We start from the raw sequence: 20,354 nt of genomic DNA, 5'->3' as shown, positions 1-20,354 counted from the left end.
AGTTATTAATATGTTATTGGCATCATAACGCAAATTGCATTGTGATCGACTTTTATCTGGTTTCAGCCTACTATGCAGGCGTCTGTTCACCTCTAATTTCTATGCTATTTCAATTATGATTACTTTCTCTGATATTCAATTGCTACGCGGCGGTAAGCCACTCCTCGACCAAGCATCTGCGACTTTTCACCCTGGCGACAAGATCGGTTTGGTTGGTAAAAACGGCTGTGGTAAATCTACGCTGTTCGCCTTAATTAAGGACGAACTGTCTATTGATGCGGGCTCATTCAGTAAACCAGCCCATTGGGAAATGGCTTGGGTTGCTCAAGAAACACCTGCATTAGAAAGAACAGCAATTGAATACGTGATTGATGGCGACCGTGAATACCGCGGCCTTGAAGATCAACTAGAGAAAGCTGAACAAGCCGACAACGGCACATTGGTAGCAGAGATCCACGGCAAGATTGAAACCATTGGTGGTTACAGCATCAAGGCACGTGCTGCCGAGTTACTGGACGGCCTAGGCTTTAGCCAAGAACAAATGACATGGAACCTGACTCAGTTCTCAGGTGGTTGGCGTATGCGTTTGAACCTAGCGCAAGCCCTACTGTGTCGCAGTGACCTACTGCTACTCGATGAACCGACCAACCACTTGGATTTAGACGCAGTAATGTGGCTAGAGCGTTGGTTACAAAGCTACCCTGGCACACTAGTACTTATCTCGCACGATAGAGACTTCTTGGACCCTATCGTCAACCGCATCGTGCACGTTGAAAATCAACAGCTCAATGAGTACACGGGTAACTACTCATCGTTCGAAACCCAACGAGCACAAAAGCTGATTCTGCAACAAGCGATGTACCAAAAACAGCAGAAACAGATGTCTCACATGCAGAGCTACATTGATCGTTTCCGTTACAAAGCGTCAAAAGCTCGCCAAGCGCAAAGCCGTATTAAAGCGTTAGAGAAAATGGAGCAAGTGCTGCCTGCTCAGTTTGATAACCCATTCAGCTTTGAATTTAGAGAACCAGACGCGCTACCAAATCCAATCATGATGATGGACGAAGTATCAGCGGGCTATGATGACAATCTGATTCTAGAGAAGATTCGCTTGAACCTAGTGCCGGGCAGCCGTATTGGTCTACTTGGTCGAAATGGTGCTGGTAAATCAACACTGATTAAACTGCTTTCTGGCGAACTTAAACAGCAAGGCGGTGAACTGAGTTATTCGCAAGGTGTTAAGATTGGTTACTTTGCACAGCACCAATTAGAGACTCTGCACCCTGAAGAAACACCGCTGCAACACATGATGCAGATTGCCCCTAAGCACACCGAACAACAACTGCGTGATTACCTAGGTAGCTTCGGTTTCCAAGGTGAAAAAGCGCTCGATAAAGTGGCACCCTTCTCTGGTGGTGAAAAAGCGCGTTTAGTATTAGCGCTACTGGTATGGCAAAAACCAAACCTGTTGCTACTCGATGAACCAACCAACCACTTGGATCTCGACATGCGTCAGGCGCTGACTTTTGCCCTGCAGACATTTGAAGGCGCAATGGTTATCGTATCGCACGACCGTTACCTACTGCGTGCGACTACCGATGATTTATACCTTGTACACGACCGCCAAGTAGCACCGTTTGATGGTGACTTAAGCGATTACTACAAGTGGCTAACCGAACAGCAGAAAGTTGAGCGCAAAGAAGCACAAGCATTGGCACCAGCAAAAGACGGCGCCAACAGTGCAGCAGCGAAAAAAGAGCAAAAACGTAAAGAAGCCGAGTTCCGTAAACTGACGGCACCACTACGTAAAAAGCTGACTCAATTTGAAAAGCAGATGGATAAATTAACGCAGGCTCTTGAAGAAGCTGAGCAAGAATTATCCGACACATCACTGTATGAAGCTGAAAATAAGGCTAAACTGAATAAAGTACTCGCTCTCCAAGCGAGCAGTAAGTCACAGCTAGAAGAAGTTGAAATGGATTGGATGTCCACTCAAGAAGAGCTTGAGCAGATGGAACAGGATATGGATAGCTTATGAGCCCAGAGCACGCCCCAATATCACTAACACTGGAACGACTATGGCAATTTAGCCTTCAGTATTACAGTGTGCGCGGTGTAAAGGATGCGTGCCTAGCTTTGCAAAACCAGTTCCACGGCAACGTCAATCTACTGCTGCTTCTCAAATGGCTTGATGAGCAGCAATTGTCTTTTGCGGAAGAAGAGTGGCATAAAGTTCAACAGTGTTTGAGCCGCTCTGAAACCCTGCTTCATAGTTATCGAGAGCTACGTAAACACCTCAAAGCACACGTTGTCGACTCACTATACCGTGAAGCCTTGCAGTTTGAGTTACAGCTTGAGAAGCAACAACAGTCCGATCTGGTCGACTGTATTAACTCTCTACAACTGTACGCTAATCAGCAATCACCGCTCGCGTTTCAGTACTGTCGTTTATTAGGGGCAGAAAACCTCTACGACGCTTTTTCTGAACCAGCACCACAGCCCTAGCCCGTTCTCTTTCCCTTTTATTCAATCAAGATCCAAGCTTAACCTTGATATTATTCAAACGGTTATCCATAGCCTGTTTTTGTATCTCGTATAAGTGAAGCCTTGCGCTTATGCCGAGAATCAACCAAGCTCAAATAAAAACGTGGGCGTTTCGTTACAAGCTCAACACGTTATCAAAACCCGTAAAAGAAGCATGGATCGTTTTTATGACAATATTTACCGCAGCTGCTGGTCTCTCTAATCCGCACTTACAAACCTTAGTGCCACGGTTTATTCGAAAGCAGGCGCTGTTTCATCCTCACTGGCAAACCTTAGAAACACCCGATGGTGACTTTCTTGATCTTGCTTGGAGCGAATCACCAGACGGTGACACCTCAAATAAGGATGATCGCAGTAGCAAGCCGATATTCGTTCTATTCCACGGTTTAGAAGGTAGCTTTGAGAGCCCTTATGCCAATGGATTAATGAATGCGTTTGCTAAAGATGGTTGGTTGTCCGTGATGATGCACTTCAGAGGCTGCAGCGGAAAACCCAATCGCCTAGCTCGCGCTTACCATTCAGGTGAAGTCGAAGATGCGCGTTTTTTCCTAAGACACCTGCACGCCCAGTTTCCGAATAACCCTAAGGTTGCGGTTGGCATATCTTTAGGCGGTAACATGCTGGCGAACTATTTGGCTGAGTACGCAGACGACCCATTGCTGTCGGCGGCGACCATCGTATCTGCTCCTTTTGACTTAGCATGTTGCTCTAGTCGCATTGAGCGCGGTTTCTCCAAGCTCTATAAGAAGTACCTGCTCAACTCTCTAAAATCGAATGCGCTAAAAAAGGTTAACCTGCTACAGGAAGAACTTGGCATCACCGCTGAAGCCATCAAGAACATCACCAAACTGTATGAGTTTGATGAACGAATCACTGCGCCTCTGCACGGCTTCAAAAATGCCCAAGATTATTATGCGCAATGTTCTGCGCTGCCTAAGCTCAATAAGATCAAACTACCGACTCAGATCATTCATGCCAAAGACGACCCTTTCATGACCGATGATGTGATCCCAAAGTTCGTTCTGCCCGATAACATCGATTATCGACTGTTTCAAAAAGGCGGCCACGTGGGGTTTATTACTGGCAGCACACTCAAGCCAAGGTTTTGGTTAGAAGAAGCCTTGCCTGCCTACTATGAAAGTATCCAAGATTCGGCATAATGACCGAGCCTTAGTAAATAGAAGCAAAACATTACTAAGCACACGCATTTCTACATCAATAAACATATCTATGAACATAAAAGAGAGAAGTATTTATGATCATCCCATGGCAAGACATTGCGCCAGAAACACTGGAAAACCTCATCAAAGAGTTCGTGCTGCGTGAAGGCACAGACTACGGCGACGTAGAGGTTTCGCTGCAAAACAAGATTGACCAAGTGAAACATCAATTAGCTTCAGGAGAAGTCAGCATCGTGTTTTCTGAGCTCCATGAAACCGTTGATATTCAGGTCACAAAACGCTTCTAAGCTGCGCTCATAAAGGAGCCGTGTTATAGTGGTAAACGATTGCTAACAAGTAAGTTACTCAAAAGACAAGGGTTGTCATGTCCGCTAAACATCCAATTATTGCGGTGACGGGTTCATCTGGAGCCGGCACCACCACCACCTCAGAAGCCTTCCGTAAAATGTTCAATATGATGGACGTGAAGGCAGCTTGGGTTGAAGGGGATAGTTTCCATCGCTTCACTCGCCCAGAGATGGATGTCGAGATCCGTAAAGCGCGCGAGCAAGGTAAGCACATCAGCTACTTTGGTCCACAAGCCAACGACTTTGGTGCGCTAGAAGAGTTCTTCCGTAAATACGGTAACGAAGGTACAGGTAAAGTACGTAGCTACCTACACACCTTCGATGAAGCCGTACCTTACAATCAAATGCCGGGCACCTTCACGCCATGGCAAGAGATCCCTGAAAACTCCGATGTGATGTTTTACGAAGGCCTGCACGGCGGTGTGGTTGATGGCGACATTAACGTTTCTCAACACGTCGATTTGCTGATCGGCATGGTACCTATCGTAAACCTAGAGTGGATTCAAAAATTCGTTCGTGACACCCGCGATCGTGGCCACTCACGCGAAGCAGTAATGGACTCCATTGTTCGTTCAATGGATGATTACCTTAACTACATTACCCCGCAATTTTCGCGTACTCACATCAACTTTCAGCGTGTTCCAACCGTAGATACATCGAACCCACTCAATGCCAAAGGGATTCCAAGTTTAGACGAAAGCTTCGTAGTTATACGTTTGCGTGGCATCAAAAACGTCGATTTCCCCTACCTTCTGGCTATGATTGATGGCTCGTTTATGTCTCGTCATAACACGCTAGTGGTGCCAGGCGGCAAGATGAGTTTTGCTATGGAGCTCATTGTAAGGCCAATCCTGCAACAACTCATCGAAACCGGAAAAATAGGTTAACAAAACGACATTCTGGTTGATTACTTTTCATACCGTGATCATGTGCACAATTTTGCGTAAAAAATCGTAGCTTGGTCACGATTAAAATCAAGAAATAGTACCTGAAAAAGGATACTATTCTTAAACGAAACACAAGATAGCTTGCAGCACTCAACGAGTGCTCTTATCCTACAAGTCAATCCAGGCTTAGCTAAAATACGGAAAGCGGCAAGCATACCCTGCAGAGGAAGTGAGATATTATGGTTCTAGGTAAACCTCAAACCGATCCAACATTAGAGTGGTTCCTTTCACACTGTCATATTCATAAGTACCCTTCAAAAAGTACTTTGATTCATGCTGGTGAAAAGGCAGAAACCTTGTACTACATCGTTAAAGGTTCTGTGGCAGTTCTTATCAAAGACGAAGAAGGTAAGGAAATGATTCTTTCTTACCTAAACCAAGGCGACTTCATCGGTGAGCTTGGCTTGTTCGAAGAAGACCAAGAGCGTACAGCTTGGGTTCGTGCTAAATCTCCTTGTGAAGTAGCTGAAATTTCTTTCAAGAAATTCCGTCAACTTATCCAAGTGAACCCAGATATCCTAATGCGCCTTTCAGCGCAAATGGCAAACCGTCTACAAGTAACTAGCCAAAAGGTTGGTGACTTAGCGTTCCTTGACGTAACAGGTCGTATCGCTCAAACGCTACTAAACCTAGCGAAACAGCCAGATGCAATGACTCACCCTGACGGCATGCAAATCAAGATCACTCGTCAAGAGATTGGCCAGATCGTTGGTTGTTCTCGTGAGACAGTTGGTCGTATCTTGAAGATGCTAGAAGAGCAGAACCTAATTTCTGCACACGGTAAAACTATCGTGGTATACGGCACTCGTTAATCTCGATTAACTGAGCCAAAAATTTGAAAGCCACCAAATGCGAATTTGGTGGCTTTTTTGTTTTCTGAAGATCTATAGAGCAGATGCGAGATGCGAATAAAACACCTACAGCTTCCAAGCGCAAACTGTCTCGAAGCGAAGCGTACTCGCATATCTAGGATAAGTCCGTTCTCGTACCTTTTATTAACTGTTGGTGCTCTCAAAGATCTTATCCGCCGATGCGGCCACAAAACCGGTGTAAAGCTCACCGTTAGCCATCGCATAACGCTTAGCGAACTCATAGAAGCCGCCTGGAATCATCTCATTGCCTTCAACAAATGAAACTGGGACTTTGTCTGCCATTGTTGATGATTGCTCTAATAAGACCTCTGGAGAGCCTTTAACCTCACCGCCAGATGCGTTGATAGTAAAGCCAGACTCGCTCAGGTAGTCATTCACCACCTGCACTTCATCAAAGTTATTCAGCTGGTTCACACTTACCGTAAAGTGGTTTGCACCATATCCATGAGCCGCTAGCCAAGATGCGTATTCGCTCTCTTTAGCTAGTGCTTGGAAATCAGCGAAGCTCAAATTCCATTGGCGACCACCAAACAAGAACTCATGACCTTGAAGCTTGCTTGCATCAACCTGCTCAACTAACTTAGCAACGATCTGTTGTAATTCACTAGAACACTCTTCGACCTTCAATTCACTAATGAACACTTTTGGCTGCTTCGGGTCTGGGTGCTCGTAGTGTTTAGCCACTAGCTTCTTGCTCTCAAACAGGTAGTCGCCACACGCCTTGTAGCCTAACTCAAGGAAAGGCTTAGCTAGTGTTTCAATACCGAGAGGGGCAACATTAAAAGTACGCAGTGCAATATGGTCGTTGATCAGCGCTTCATCTTCTTTCAGCAAGTGATGCACTTTCTCAGCCGATGGACACAGCCTGTGAATGTAATCGTCCCATAGTGATTTAAAGAGTAGATCGGGCGTCATGGTGACTCCTTGTCAGAGGTTCTAGCAAGCTAGTAATTTGGATTAGAAAGGGAGAGGCTGAGACACAGAGTCAGCAGCCATCAGCCTGTGACATACTTGTTCTATTATTATCTACCGCCCAATCTAGGTGTCGGACGTGATGGAAAAGGGAAGCGATAACACCACTTCCCTATTTCAAGCTTAACCAATGAGCCTAAGAGTCATTAGCCTAAATTAAAGCTCAATACCTGGGCTAAACGATGCTGGTAGTTGAGTTTCGCTACCTTCCATTGAAGCCATAGGGTAAGCACAGTAGTCAGCTGCGTAGTAAGCACTTGGGCGTAGGTTGCCTGAAGCACCCGGACCACCAAACGGTGCATCACCACTTGCGCCTGTTAGCTGACGGTTACGGTTAACAATACCCGCACGGATATGGTCAACGAAGTATTCCCATTCAGAATCATCTGTTGATACTAAGCCAGCAGATAAACCAAAACGAGTGTCGTTAGCTAGCTCAACCGCTTGCTCTAGCGATTGGTAACGAACCACTTGTAGCAATGGACCGAAGTACTCTTCATCCGGCAGTTCAGCAATGTTGGTTGCATCGATAATACCCGGAGAAACAAACGCCGCTTGACCCGCTTTTGCTTCTACTAGGCTGACACCGCCTAACGACTGCAGATTCGCTTGCGCGTTCAGAATGAACTTAGCCGCAGCTTCAGAGATCTGAGGACCCATGAATGGTGCTGGCTCAGCGAATGGCTGATCAACACGAATCTTTTGCGTCGCTGCGACCAGCTTATCGAGTAGCAGATCACCCTTCTCGCCAACAGGAACATACAGGCGACGAGCACATGTACAGCGTTGACCCGCACTGATGAACGCCGATTGGATAATGGTGTATACCGTTGCGTCTGCGTCACCATATTGGTCACTGATCACCATAGGGTTATTGCCACCCATCTCTAGCGCTAGCATCTTGCCCGGTTGGCCCGCGAATTGACGATGCAGGATATGGCCAGTATTAGCACTACCTGTGAACAGCACGCCATCAAGACCTTTAGCATCGGCTAGTGCGATACCTGTCTCTTTAGCGCCTTGTACTAGGTTGATTACACCAGCAGGAAGACCCGCTTCTTGCCATAGCTTCATCGTAAACTCACCCGTCCAAGGTGTCTGCTCTGAAGGCTTAAATACCACGGTATTACCCGATAGCAGTGCAGGAACAATATGACCGTTTGGCAGGTGACCTGGGAAGTTATAAGGACCAAATACTGCCATCACGCCTAGTGGACGGTGACGAAGTACAATCTGGTTGCCTGCCGCTTCACGTGAAGCTTCACCGGTACGCTCATGGTAAGCACGAATAGAGATAGCAATTTTGCCCGCCATCGCGCCCGCTTCAGTGCGAGTTTCCCAAATCGGTTTGCCCGTCTCTTTCGCGATGATTTGCGCGATTTCTTCGCTGTTCTCTTTAACTTTCTCAGCAAAGTTCAACACGATCGCTTCACGCTCTGCAAAGCTCAGTTTTTTCCAAACCAAGAAGGCTTCACGAGCTGCTGCTACTGCAGATTCAACCTGTGCTGGTGTTGCGCTATCACCCTGCCACACTACTTCATTGTTGTATGGGCTTGCTGATGTCATGGCGTCACCTTGACCTGCCACCCACTGTCCTGCTATCCACTGAGTCATACTTCTATCCTTAAAATCTTCGACAGATAATCGCCGCTCTTACTGAGCCAACATGCGAACGAATTCGCCTTCTTTTACTTCAAGAGCGCTTGCTACTTCAGATGATAAAATCACTGTGTCGCTTGCTTGGTCATACGCACCTTTCGCGGCTACTGCGCGGAAGTTCTCAAACGAGGTATTACCAATTAGGAAGTCTTTAGAGCTAGAGTGCTCTGCAATTTGAACCTGTGCTCGAATTGAGTGACGCACAGATTCGATGTTTCTTAGATCACACTCAACCGTTGGGCCCGCATCAAAGATGTCGACATAACCACGGTTGGTGAAACCTTCACGTTCCAGCAACTTAAGTGCAGGGCGCGTATTGTCATGTACCTCTCCGATCACCGCTTGAGCTTCTTTGCTCAGTAGGTTCACGTAGATAGGCAGCTTAGGCATTAGGTCTGCAATGAAGCCTTTCTTACCAATACCGGTTAGGTAATCGGCAAGCGTAAAATCAATCGAGAAGAAGTGCTCTTGCAGCCATTGCCAGAAAGGAGAATTACCTTCTGCGTCTGATACGCCACGCATCTCAGCAAAAATCGTTTTCGAGAAACGCTCTGGGTGCTCAGACATGATCAAGAAACGACACTTAGACATCAGACGACCATTCAATCCACCACGGAATGCCGGGCGCAAGAACAGTGTGCAGATCTCACTGCATCCGGTGTAGTTATTACCGAAAGTCAGCAGCTTAACGACGTTATTTACGCCAAGCTTCTGCGATGAATGAACCACTTTACTGATGTGGTACGAGTAGAACGGGACATCCCAGCCGATTGAAGCTTCGATACCTGTCGTACCTGCAACCTCACCAGTTTCAGTATCAAAGCCAACCATTAGGTAGCCTTCATCACCGGGTTCAGTCACGTCTTGTTTGGCAAAGCTGTATTCAGAGTGAGTAATACGGTTAGTTAACAGTTCTTCGTTAACCGGAAGAGATGTGAATCCGTGACCAGATTCAACCGCGCAGGTATGCAGCGCATCGTAATCAGATAATTTTATTGGGCGAACAACTAGCATCAATATTCCCTCCAGATGCAAAATAGGCCCAAAACCAGAAGCTTGGGCCTTTAGCAGAACGTCATGGGATCGCTCTATTGGCGATCATTCCTATGACGCCGCTCAGGCTAAACTAGCGTAGCGATTGCTTTGTCTAGTTTTGATAAGCCTTCTTCAATTTCTTGTGTAGTAATAACTAGTGATGGTGTGAAACGAACTACGTTTGCACCCGCAACCAGTACCATCAAGCCTTGTTCGCCTGCTGCTACTAATACGTCACGTGCACGGCCTTGCCACTCTTCGTTAAGTGCAGCACCTAGTAGTAGGCCTTTACCACGAACTTCACTGAATATTTGGTACTTATCGTTAATCTTAGTAAGACCATCACGGAACAATGCTTCGCGTTCTTTCACGCCAGCTAATGTTTCAGGTTGGCTAACCACATCAACAACCGCTTCTGCAACGGCACACGCCAGTGGGTTACCACCGTAAGTAGAGCCGTGTGTGCCAACTTTTAGATGTGTAGCCAGTTCAGAGGTTGTTAGCATTGCGCCGATAGGGAAACCACCACCTAGAGATTTTGCTGTGCTCAAGATGTCTGGTGTTACACCTAGACCTTGGTAAGCGTAAAAGTTACCAGTACGGCCGTTACCGGTTTGCACTTCATCAAAGATAAGCAGTGCATTGTGCTTATCACACAGCTCACGAACTGTGTTCACAAATTCAGAGGTTGGCGAGATGATACCGCCCTCGCCTTGCAGAGGTTCCATCATGATTGCACAAGTGCGATCAGAGATGTGCGCTTCTAGTGCTGCAATATCGTTGTAAGGCAGGTGAGTAACATCGCCCGGTTTAGGACCGAAACCATCAGAGTAAGCTTCTTGACCACCTACAGTTACGGTAAAGAAAGTACGACCGTGGAAACCTTGTTTGAATGCAATGATTTCAGATTTCTCAGGACCGTGAACATCCGCCGCCCAACGACGAGCGAGCTTCAATGCTGCTTCATTCGCTTCTGCGCCAGAGTTGGCAAAGAATACTTTTTCTGCAAAACATACGTCGGTTAGCTTCTTCGCTAGACGCAGTGCAGGTTCGTTGGTCATCACGTTACTTAGATGCCAAATCTTGTTTGCTTGCTCGGTAACAGCATTAACCATTGCTGGGTGACAGTGACCCAAACAGCTCACAGCGATACCACCAGCAAAGTCGATATACTCTCGGCCTTGTTGGTCCCAAACGCGTGCGCCTTCCCCTTTTACTGGGATCATTTCCATTGGGTTATAACAAGGCACCATCACCTCATTAAACAGACTACGTTCTACTTTATTTTCCACTGTCATCGTACATTCCTTCTCGATACCGCAAGCTTCGCAAATAAGCGTAATGGTTCATAAGTGAGACAAAGATATTTTGTCTCGCCATAATCCCGCTGCAGCATTATATTTACATTTAATTAACCTTTTCAATAGTAGATTATTCTTTAGCCATCCCTTACAACCAGCTAAACGTCACTACCTATGACTATTTATGCATCAATTAATCTGTTTTATGAAGCTTTTTTTACCTAAACGTATAACCAGTAACAGCAAAGCCTTACTGGCATTGCGGTATATTGGGTTCGAGACGAAATAACGCGAATAATTTTGCATAGGCTAAAAACTTAGCCGGACGAGGGAAAAATGTTATAAAAAGTGATCGGCGTCAGAGGGATGAAGGCGCGTAGCGCCCGAATTTAAACGCTTAACGGGTAATGGAATACGTTTAACTGGCTTATTTAGATGGAGAAAGGGTCAAATTTAAACACTCAGCGTGCTAGGAAGTTAGCGAGAAGCTGGTGTCCTTGCTCTGTTTTAATCGATTCAGGGTGAAATTGGACGGCATCAATCGGCAAGGTTTTATGTTGATAACCCATGATCTCATCCATGCTGCCATCTTCAAATTCTGTCCAAGACGTCAGCTCAAAGCAGTCTGGTAGCGTGCCGTTTTTCACCACTAAAGAGTGGTAACGAGTCACAGTCAGAGGGTTATTGAGACCTTGAAAAACGCTCTTACCGTTATGACGGATCGGAGAGGTTTTACCATGCATCACTTGTCTGGCTCTCACCACTTCACCACCAAAGACTTGAGCAATGGCTTGATGACCAAGACACACACCTAAGATCGGCAGCTTACCAACGAAGTGTTCAATCACCTGTAGCGAAATTCCCGCATCATCGGGCGTACATGGACCCGGCGAGATAACAAGATGGCTAGGATTTAGCGCTTCGATGCCCGCAATATCAATCTCATCGTTGCGAACAACTTTCACAGTGACCCCTAACTCACAGAAATACTGATACAAGTTATAGGTAAAAGAGTCGTAGTTATCGATGATAAGTAACATGGGTCGAAATCGTTTGCTAAATACTAAATGATTGGGGGATATAGGGGCGGTATTGTGCAATACCCATGGCGAAAGGCAAGTGGAAACTGCATTTCGCCAATAATTAAGGCCAACCTAAGTTGACCTTAATTGTTTACAGATAACTTTCAGTTACCTGTATCAGCTGGCTTGCGCAGTTAACGATGTCGCTACTTGCGACGACGCCACATTGCTAAGCCAAACAATGACATCAGTGCACCGAAGCCAAATGAACCACCTACTCGCAGTTCAAGAACAGCAGGATCATGATCCGATGAACGGAAGTGATCTTGGTACTTAGGTAGGTCACCTTTGAACTCTTCGTTGTAGTCAAACAACGTCGACTCACCACCATTGATGTGCCAATCGGTAGCATCGACAACCCTATCTTTCAGGCTGTCACTGATCAACAAATGATCCAAGGCACCGACTTCATCATTGTATGAGTAGCTCCAGCTATCTGGGTGCTTTTGAGCCACAGCATTAATGTAGCCGTAGTTCTTAGTAATTACCGCACCGCTGTCACCAAACTGCTCAATGCCGTCAATGTAAGTGTTACGCGCCGCTTTGATTTGCTTACCGTATTTCTCTTCAGAGTAGTCCGTCAGTACCAGCATTGGGTCTTCCATGCCGTACGAGTTCATATCACCCAGAATCACTTTATGGCCTTTGATGCCGTCTAGCGCTTCACCCAGTGCAACAGCCGCAGCAACACGGAAGTTCTCACATGAACCTTGCTTATCGGCATCTACGCCACCTTGACCACCCTGTTCAACAGGTGCTGCATCTTCCCAACACTTAGAACCTTTCGATTTAAAGTGGTTGATCGCTACAGTGAGTTTCTCTTTGGTGCCTTTAACTTTAAAGGTTGGCGCCAATGAGTCGCGCTGGTAGTTCTTACCGTCTTCAATCACTTTGCCAGAATCATCTAACACCTCTGGCGCTTGTTGGCTTGGCATCGCGATAACACGGCTGTCTTTAAGCTTAACTACTTTCTTACGGTAGATAACACCTGTTGTAATGACATCAGTACCAATCGAGTCCATCTCGTCGGTCACGCCATCTTCGTTCGAATCGACAGCCACAAAGGTATAGCGGTCTTTCTTGCGCTCAATGCGGTCATTCAGTTGGTTAACAAGCTGCTGAATGGCAGAGCCTTCACCAAAACCGTTGTTCTCAATTTCCATCAAGCCAATGATGTCTGCATCTAAGCGAAGAATCGCGTTCACAATCTTCTCTTGCTGCATCTCAAACTCAGTCATGGTGTTCGCGCCACGGTTGTTACCATGCTGATTCGCGTCCCCACCAAATGGAGAGTTAAAGTAGTTCAAGACATTGAAAGTCGCGATACGTAGATCACCTTCATCCATATCAGGCTTGTCAGTACGTGGGTCATTACGTACAAAGTTCTCAGCCGAGATCTGGTTGGTTGTCACTAAGCGGTACTCGCCGTAGCTGTAAGTCAGTACGCCTTCTAGGCCAACAATGGTGTCATCGATACGGATGTAGTCTTCCGTCGAACCATCTTGGTCGATATCGGTGCGGCCAAAGTCTGGATAGAAAGGAACTTGTCCGTCAGCCGCTTTTTGATCGGTTTCAACGAAAAGACGGCGGTCTGCGTTATCTTCCGTTTGTTGTTTCGCGTCTTCAGAACCTGCTGCGAAAAGCTGGTTCGGTTGCATGTTAATACGCTCATGCGCCAGTACCATGTTGTTACGACGACCTGCGTAGTCATAACCAAAGGTACGAGTGACACGCATATCAAGCGCTTCCGTCGTTTTCACCAACATGCCTTCGTAGCGTTCAAGCGTTGCAGCGAAGTTTTCATCACTGTCTAGAGCTTCAATCGCCGTTGCTTCAGGCGCTTGTTGTTCGCCCTGTTTTAACCATTGGTTGTTTTCAACTTTAAGCTGAGTATGGCTGTAGTACTCTTGAACCTTACCTTTCACACACACCACATCGCCCGCAGCCAGCTCTGAGCTAGATTGATTGGTGTGAATAAATAGGCCTTCAGAAGTGCTTGAATTGAAGTCGTCATCAAGTGCTTGCAGGTAGAAACCTTTGGTTATGCCTGTAGTCACCGCACTCACAACACCTTTGACGAAATACTCATCGTCAGTGATGTAAGGATAGCCATCAATGAACGGCGATGTTGCGCCCTCACCTTGGATTTCTTGAATGGTGGTGAATACTGGGTCAGAACCATCTTGTGTACAAGTGAACGCTTCTGGCAGTTCAACACTGTCTAATGAACCTAGCCCTTCAATGTTGTCTTTTGGTAGCGATACCCATTGCGAAGCATCAAACGTCGCCGAAGGTGTTTGTGTCGCACGAACCAAAGTAACATCTTTGCCCCAGTCCACATCGCCCATCAAACCAACAACATCATGTACCGAACCATCTGAATTCAAGATAGCCAGCGGGTCGTCACCGTTATGGTTAGCGATGGAAGCATTAATGATGTCAGCTTTAGCTTTAATCTCATCACTCGCACTAGAGTGTGCGACAACAAGCACCTCACCGGGCGCTAAAACGTGGCCATCTAAAGGTAAAGTTGCGCCCCATGATCCGTTGCCGTTCGCTGACTTAGCCAGTGAATAACCATCTAAATTCATGCTGCTATCGCCGTTATTGGCAATCTCAACCGCTTTGTTGTAGCTGCCGCCTTCCACATATTGTGAAATAAACAAATCAGCGTGTGCACTTGCTGTTAGCAAGCTACCAATTGCCACTGCTAGCAATGAAGGTTTGTGTAAAAGAGCCATCCGTTTCACCTGAGTACATTGATTTATAGTCACTGCCATCTATGGGCAGTCATGTATTTTGTGGTAACTATCAGGTTTATTTATGAAAGGAATAAGTCAGTTGGCAAGAAAATGAGGAACTTATCACTTTGGAATCATCAATTGTTTGGCACGTTATATATTTCCAACACAAATAGAAATGAGCTGAATTTTATAAACTTAAAGACCCATTAACAGGATCATCTGCACAGCATTAATATGATGAATATGTTAGCTAGGTAATGCTTAAATTATCAATTTAAACAAGAGGTTTACTGGGAAGGCAAATGGAGCGGGCAATAAAAAGCCCAAAGTAAACAAAGTCACTTTGGGCGCAAATTCTCAAGCAAGTTATTTTAGTTCACTCTATGGGCGAGTAACAAAACCTACCGCTTCGTATGCTTTTTTCAGTGTTACTGCAGCACGCTCAGACGCTTTTTCAGCACCCGCTTTCATTACTGCGTCCATGTAAGCACGGTCAGCACGGATACGGTGATATTCAGCTTGAATCGGCTCAAGCATCTCTACCAATGCTGCGCCTACGTCTTTCTTAAACGGACCGTACATTTCAACGCCTTGGTACTGCGCTTCGATCTCTTCGAACGTTTTACCCGTCGCTGCAGAGTACAGACCCATTAGGTTAGAGATACCCGCTTTGTTTTCCCAATCATGAGCAATGCGTGGTGGTGTTTCTGCATCGGTTTGCGCTTTGTTGATCTTCTTGATGATCGACTTAGGCTCTTCTAGCAGAGTAATCACGTTCTTACGGTTATCATCCGACTTAGACATCTTCTTAGTCGCGTCTTGCAGGCTCATTACACGTGCATTCACTGTTGGAATGTAAGGTTCTGGTACTTGGAAGATTGGCGTTTCAGGACCGTAGATGTTGTTAAAGCGAGTTGCGATATCACGCGCTAGCTCTAAGTGTTGTTTCTGGTCGCTACCTACAGGCACTTGGTGAGCGCCGTAAAGCAGGATGTCTGCGGCCATCAACACTGGGTAGTCGTATAGGCCTACGTTTACGTCGTTTGAGTGACGTGCAGACTTATCTTTAAACTGAGTCATACGGCTCAGTTCACCCATTTGCGTGTAACAGTTAAGAAGCCAACCAAGTTGAGCATGCTCTGGTACGTGAGACTGAACAAATAGCGTGCTCTTCTTTGGATCAACACCGACAGCAAGACAGATTGCTAGTGCGTCTAGAGTCGCTTCATGCAGTGCTTTCGGATCTTGGCGAACCGTAATTGCGTGAAGGTCTACAACACAGTATTGGCAATCGTAATCATCTTGCATCTGTTGCCATTGACGTAGAGCACCCAAGTAGTTACCGATACTTAGTTCACCAGATGGTTGAACACCACTCAATACGATGGGCTTGCTCATGGTTTTAATTCCTTTGCTTATTCGCTAAGTTTATTGAACGCTTAGCTTCTTAACTTAAATATAGAAAAGCCGCACAGCTCTTCTGTACGGCTCATCCAGTGTACTCATTGATAAGTATTTTGCTAGTAGGTTAGCTAACTTTTGTCCGCTTTATGCTGAAACTAGAACGACATCTAGTAATTGCGCGACGTTATCCGCGACATAGTCAGGGTTTGATGCTGAAATCGGCTCGCCGTGGTTATAACCGTAAGTCAAACCAAACGAGTGACAGCCTGCATTCTTAGCCGCTTTAATGTCGTTGCTTGAATCGCCAACCATCAGCATCTCTTCCGCTTTAACATTGTGCTTTTCTAGCAACCAGTTCAACGCGACTGGGTTCGGTTTTTTCTCTGGGAAAGAATCGCCACCCAACACATCAACAAAGTACTTATCAATACCGTGTTGTGCCAGAACGTCTGGTACAAACTTCGAAGGCTTGTTGGTAACCAGCGCCATGGTGAAACCCGCCTTATCCAGCTCAGCCAGCGTCTCTTTAACCGATGGGTAAAGGTGACTTAGCTTGTGACCGCCCTGCTCGTAGAAATCATCAAACAGGATGCGTGCTTTTTTCAGTAGCTCTGGCTCTAGGCTTGGGTCAACCGTCAGGTTACGGCTGAGTGAACGTCCGATAAGAACATCAGCACCATTACCTACGTAGTCGCGGACTTGTTCTTCGCTCACTGAAGGGAAGCCCAACTCCTGACAAGCTTGGTCAGCAGCAACGGCCAAGTCAGGCACGCTATCTAACAAGGTTCCATCCAAATCAAAGGCGATCAGTTTTATTGAGCTTAATGACATCTTACTTTCCTATTTATTATGTTCGTCTTATGAGTTGAGCTATAAGACGTAAAAAAGGGGCAAATTAGCCCCTTAATATTCAATCTATCTGTAGTTTTACGATTATGCGTTTACTTTTGCAAGCTCTGCACGCATCTCATCAATCACTTCTTTGTAATCTGGTTGATTGAAGATAGCTGAACCCGCAACGAACATATCTGCACCCGCTTCTGCGATTTCACGGATGTTATCCACCTTCACGCCGCCATCAATCTCAAGGCGAATGTTACGGCCTGACTCATCAATCAGCTTACGAACAGCACGCAGTTTATCGAGTGTATGAGGAATGAAAGATTGACCACCGAAGCCTGGGTTCACAGACATCAGTAGAATCATGTCTACTTTGTCCATGATGTAATCTAGGCAAGAAAGCGGCGTTGCAGGGTTCAAAACCACACCCGCTTTACAACCGTGCTCTTTGATTAGCTGTAGAGTGCGATCGATGTGCTCTGATGCTTCAACGTGGAAGGTAATCATTGATGCACCTGCTTTAGCAAACTCAGGCACGATGCTGTCTACTGGCTTAACCATCAGGTGAACATCGATAGGAGCCGTAATACCGTAGTCGCGCAGCGCTTTACAAATAGGCGCGCCAAAAGTCAGGTTAGGTACGTAGTGGTTGTCCATCACATCGAAGTGCACAACATCAGCACCAGCTGCGAGTACTTTTTCTACGTCTTCACCAAGACGAGCAAAATCTGCAGACAAAATCGATGGAGCGATTAGAAAATCTTTCATACCAAACCTCTTAAGAGTGAGTAAATTGCGAATACCACCGCCTTGGTGACATCTCATACACAAATACAAGACTCAATCCCAAGACTATTTGGTGTGCAATTCTACCTAAGCACCTAAGCAGATCCTAGCAGTTCGAAAGATTAGTTTAAGAAAGTATCCGTTGGTCACTCAATTTAATGAGTTTGGCGGATATTCTGACCATTACTGTTCCGCTGATGCATGCTGCTGGTTTTTCTCTTTATGGAAAAGCGCCAATAGCTCATCAACTTTATTACGACCAGCGCCATTGCGGCTGATGGTGCGTTTCACCTTAACCACGTTCAACTCCGCACCATGATATAAGCGACGAGTTAATGTCGTATCGTGGTTTGAAATCAAAACAGGAATACCGCGTTCCATCGCTGCTTTTTCAGCAACATCCGCCAGTGCAGCTTGGTCATCTAAGCTAAAGCCATTACCTGCGTAAGAGGTAAAGTTAGCCGTGTTCGACAGTGGTGCGTATGGAGGATCGCAGTAAACCACACAGCCTTTGCGCGCGCGGCTAAAGGTTTCATGGTATCCCTCACAGACGAAGGTGGCCTTTTTCGCTTTCTCGGCAAAAAACTCCAGCTCAGCTTCTGGGAAGTAAGGTTTTTTATAAGAACCAAATGGAACGTTAAAACCGCCCTTCTTGTTGTAACGACACAGGCCATTGAAGCCAAATCGGTTCATATACAAGAAAGCCAACGAACGATACATGACGTTATCTGTACCATTGAACTCAGCGCGAATATCTAAGAAGGCTTCTTTGCGGTTGTTCTCAGGACAGAACCAGCGCTTCGCTTCCGTGATATAAGTTTCAGGATCGGTTTTAAGTAGGTTGTATAGGTTGATAAGATCGGGATTGATATCTGCAAGCAGGTACTGTTCAAAGTCAGTATTCAGAAATACTGAGCCGGCACCGACAAACGGTTCTACCAATTTACGAGCAGGTGGCAGGTGACGTTGGATGTCTTCAACTAGGCCATATTTACCACCAGCCCATTTTAGAAAGGCACGCTGCTTTTTCATTTACTGCTCTATCTATCAACTCAAAAATAAGGCTGCGGAATGTAACATATTTTGAGGCTAAGCTCAGGGTTATTTCGCACGTTCTATCTCTCGATGCACTTGATTCATCGATTTTGCCCAAGGTTCCAACTGTTGAAGTGGTTTTGATAACGCACTTACCGCGTCTCTCGCCACTTGAATCGTTGGGTAATCCTGATAAGTGATAATGAACCACTTGGTGTCGTTGCGAAGTGTTGGGTAAATACGAACCTTGTTCTCAAGGTCATACTCTTCAATGAAAGATTGGACGTCTTCCAATGAGGTCATCGCACTCAACTGCAGGGTATAAGCTCGCGGCGAGATAGCTTGTAACTCTTCGCGAGAAAATGAGAATGTGATTTTCTTAGTCGGTGGCGTGGACTGGGTTAGGTCTGCTGCTTCATCGGCTGAAGGTTGTGACTCCACTTTGTCTGCATCTGACTGCGAACTCACCGCGGCTCCTGTGTTTTCTTCAACAGCAGCATCAATCGCACTGGTATCGGCACTTTCAGGTTTATCATCAAGCAAGGCATCAACCACATCAGAGGTGATTACGACACGCTGCTGATCTTGTGTTGCCTCACCAACACTGGCTGTCTCTTCAACCACAACCGGTGGCAAAGAAGAGCTGTCGTCATCAGCCCCCTGGTAACTCATGTCAGCTTCGGCTTCAGAATCGTCCATTCCGTCGATTCCTACTTGCTCGGTACCACTTTCCACTTCAAAAGTTGGGATAGCTGTCTGTTCAATCGGAGCGATAAGAGATTGCGCTTTATCGTCAGGGGTTGGTTGACTGAACATCCACCAATAGCCACCACCAATTAAAATCAACAGCAAGGCCACCACAATCGCGATATTGATGGGTGAGCCAATAATTGAGCGAATAATAATCCTTTTTTCCACTTTCAATTCTCCTAAAGCCATTAACTCACCGGGCAGAGGTTGCGCTTTATTAAACGCACGTCGCACGCGAGTTTCAGACTCATCATCAACATATCGAATCACCAGTGATTCAAAGAAATGTTCAGCTTCTGGTTGCGAAAGGTCATCGATCTCAAGATCGATAGGCTTGTGTTGTTGACCGTAACTCAAACGCGTTAATAACGTATCTAAGTGGCCAGGATCCGAGAAGAGAACGATATTGATCGTCCATTGAGGGTTTGATTGAGCTTCCAGTACCAACATCCATAATTCGGATACCAATAGCTCAGAAAGTCGTTGGGCATCATCAACGACGATAACCACATTACACGGCTCTCCATCCAGTAACCTTGTCAGGCTATCTGATAAAGAATCATGTTGATTAAACAGGGGATCAGAAACAATTTGGCTAAGAATAAGCGCGCGGCGTTGTTGATCGTCTTGGCTTGGATGACAAAGCAGTAAACACTGATTTTTTTCTGTCGACCATGCTTCAAGATAACGCTGAGCTAACCAAGATCGGCCAGAGCCAGCTTTGCCAGCCACCGTCACAAGGTTTGAACCAAAGTTAGTCAAAAGCTGTAAGCGCTCTAGCAGCTCAACTTGAGATTCTAACTCTAATACTCTTAATTCATGAGCCAAACTCATTGGGGATCCCTACTGATAAGA

At 46.0% G+C, this 20,354-nt stretch carries 17 protein-coding genes; 6 read left to right on the top strand and 11 right to left on the bottom strand.

The genetic code is table 11. The features are described 5' to 3' along the window. Positions 1-115: 115 nt before the first annotated feature. From HRQ85_RS23420 to crp, 6 genes are all read left to right on the top strand, one after another. On the top strand, positions 116-2,038 hold the full coding sequence (locus tag HRQ85_RS23420; protein WP_017061112.1) for an ABC transporter ATP-binding protein: 1,923 nt from the start codon (positions 116-118) through the stop codon (positions 2,036-2,038). Then, on the top strand, positions 2,035-2,505 hold the full coding sequence (locus HRQ85_RS23415) for a TIGR02444 family protein (protein ID WP_048605369.1): 471 nt from the start codon (positions 2,035-2,037) through the stop codon (positions 2,503-2,505). The genes HRQ85_RS23420 and HRQ85_RS23415 overlap by 4 nt, the downstream gene beginning before the upstream one ends. Positions 2,506-2,711: 206 nt before the next feature. Continuing rightward, a complete protein-coding gene (locus tag HRQ85_RS23410) occupies positions 2,712-3,704 on the top strand; it encodes a hydrolase (protein ID WP_172380707.1) in 993 nt (330 codons plus the stop codon). A 95-nt stretch (positions 3,705-3,799) separates the two neighbouring features. Continuing rightward, positions 3,800-4,012: a YheU family protein gene (locus HRQ85_RS23405; protein ID WP_010435208.1), complete on the top strand. Its 213-nt coding sequence runs from the start codon at positions 3,800-3,802 to the stop codon at positions 4,010-4,012. A 77-nt stretch (positions 4,013-4,089) separates the two neighbouring features. After that, positions 4,090-4,959, top strand: a complete 870-nt coding sequence (locus tag HRQ85_RS23400; RefSeq protein WP_010435210.1) for a phosphoribulokinase — start codon at positions 4,090-4,092, stop codon at positions 4,957-4,959. A 239-nt stretch (positions 4,960-5,198) separates the two neighbouring features. After that, positions 5,199-5,831, top strand: a complete 633-nt coding sequence (gene crp, locus HRQ85_RS23395; protein WP_004729651.1) for a cAMP-activated global transcriptional regulator CRP — start codon at positions 5,199-5,201, stop codon at positions 5,829-5,831. 183 nt (positions 5,832-6,014) lie between these two features. Here the strand turns inward: crp and HRQ85_RS23390 are convergent, their stop codons facing one another. From HRQ85_RS23390 to HRQ85_RS23340, 11 genes are all read right to left on the bottom strand, one after another. Next, positions 6,015-6,806 carry a DUF1338 domain-containing protein gene (locus HRQ85_RS23390; protein ID WP_107899205.1) on the bottom strand — a complete coding sequence of 264 codons (792 nt, stop codon included), beginning with the start codon at positions 6,804-6,806 and terminating at the stop codon, positions 6,015-6,017. Between the two features lie 213 nt (positions 6,807-7,019). Continuing rightward, the gene (gene astD, locus HRQ85_RS23385) at positions 7,020-8,477 is read right to left on the bottom strand and encodes a succinylglutamate-semialdehyde dehydrogenase (protein ID WP_172380706.1); all 1,458 of its coding nucleotides are present in this window, start codon (positions 8,475-8,477) and stop codon (positions 7,020-7,022) included. 39 nt (positions 8,478-8,516) lie between these two features. Beyond that, a complete protein-coding gene (astA, locus tag HRQ85_RS23380) occupies positions 8,517-9,536 on the bottom strand; it encodes an arginine N-succinyltransferase (RefSeq protein ID WP_048605373.1) in 1,020 nt (339 codons plus the stop codon). Positions 9,537-9,643: 107 nt separating this feature from the next. After that, the gene (locus tag HRQ85_RS23375; RefSeq protein WP_048612356.1) at positions 9,644-10,855 is read right to left on the bottom strand and encodes an aspartate aminotransferase family protein; all 1,212 of its coding nucleotides are present in this window, start codon (positions 10,853-10,855) and stop codon (positions 9,644-9,646) included. Between the two features lie 464 nt (positions 10,856-11,319). Next, complete coding sequence (locus tag HRQ85_RS23370; protein ID WP_009848915.1) at positions 11,320-11,898, bottom strand: aminodeoxychorismate/anthranilate synthase component II; 579 nt, start codon at positions 11,896-11,898, stop codon at positions 11,320-11,322. 188 nt (positions 11,899-12,086) lie between these two features. Further along, complete coding sequence (locus HRQ85_RS23365) at positions 12,087-14,681, bottom strand: ExeM/NucH family extracellular endonuclease (RefSeq protein WP_172380705.1); 2,595 nt, start codon at positions 14,679-14,681, stop codon at positions 12,087-12,089. A 384-nt stretch (positions 14,682-15,065) separates the two neighbouring features. After that, complete coding sequence (gene trpS / locus HRQ85_RS23360) at positions 15,066-16,082, bottom strand: tryptophan--tRNA ligase (RefSeq protein WP_016796005.1); 1,017 nt, start codon at positions 16,080-16,082, stop codon at positions 15,066-15,068. 150 nt (positions 16,083-16,232) lie between these two features. After that, positions 16,233-16,919 (bottom strand): phosphoglycolate phosphatase, encoded by a 687-nt coding sequence (locus HRQ85_RS23355; protein WP_017061120.1) that lies wholly within the window; start codon positions 16,917-16,919, stop codon positions 16,233-16,235. A 102-nt stretch (positions 16,920-17,021) separates the two neighbouring features. Continuing rightward, on the bottom strand, positions 17,022-17,696 hold the full coding sequence (gene rpe / locus HRQ85_RS23350; protein ID WP_172380704.1) for a ribulose-phosphate 3-epimerase: 675 nt from the start codon (positions 17,694-17,696) through the stop codon (positions 17,022-17,024). A gap of 201 nt (positions 17,697-17,897) precedes the next feature. Beyond that, a complete protein-coding gene (locus HRQ85_RS23345) occupies positions 17,898-18,746 on the bottom strand; it encodes a Dam family site-specific DNA-(adenine-N6)-methyltransferase (RefSeq protein ID WP_048605377.1) in 849 nt (282 codons plus the stop codon). Between the two features lie 69 nt (positions 18,747-18,815). Beyond that, positions 18,816-20,333, bottom strand: a complete 1,518-nt coding sequence (locus tag HRQ85_RS23340; protein ID WP_172380703.1) for an AAA family ATPase — start codon at positions 20,331-20,333, stop codon at positions 18,816-18,818. Positions 20,334-20,354 lie beyond the last annotated feature (21 nt).

This window comes from Vibrio sp. Vb339 (assembly GCF_902751245.1).
Classification (GTDB): domain Bacteria; phylum Pseudomonadota; class Gammaproteobacteria; order Enterobacterales; family Vibrionaceae; genus Vibrio; species Vibrio coralliirubri.
This window is presented reverse-complemented; position numbering and strand designations above follow the sequence as displayed.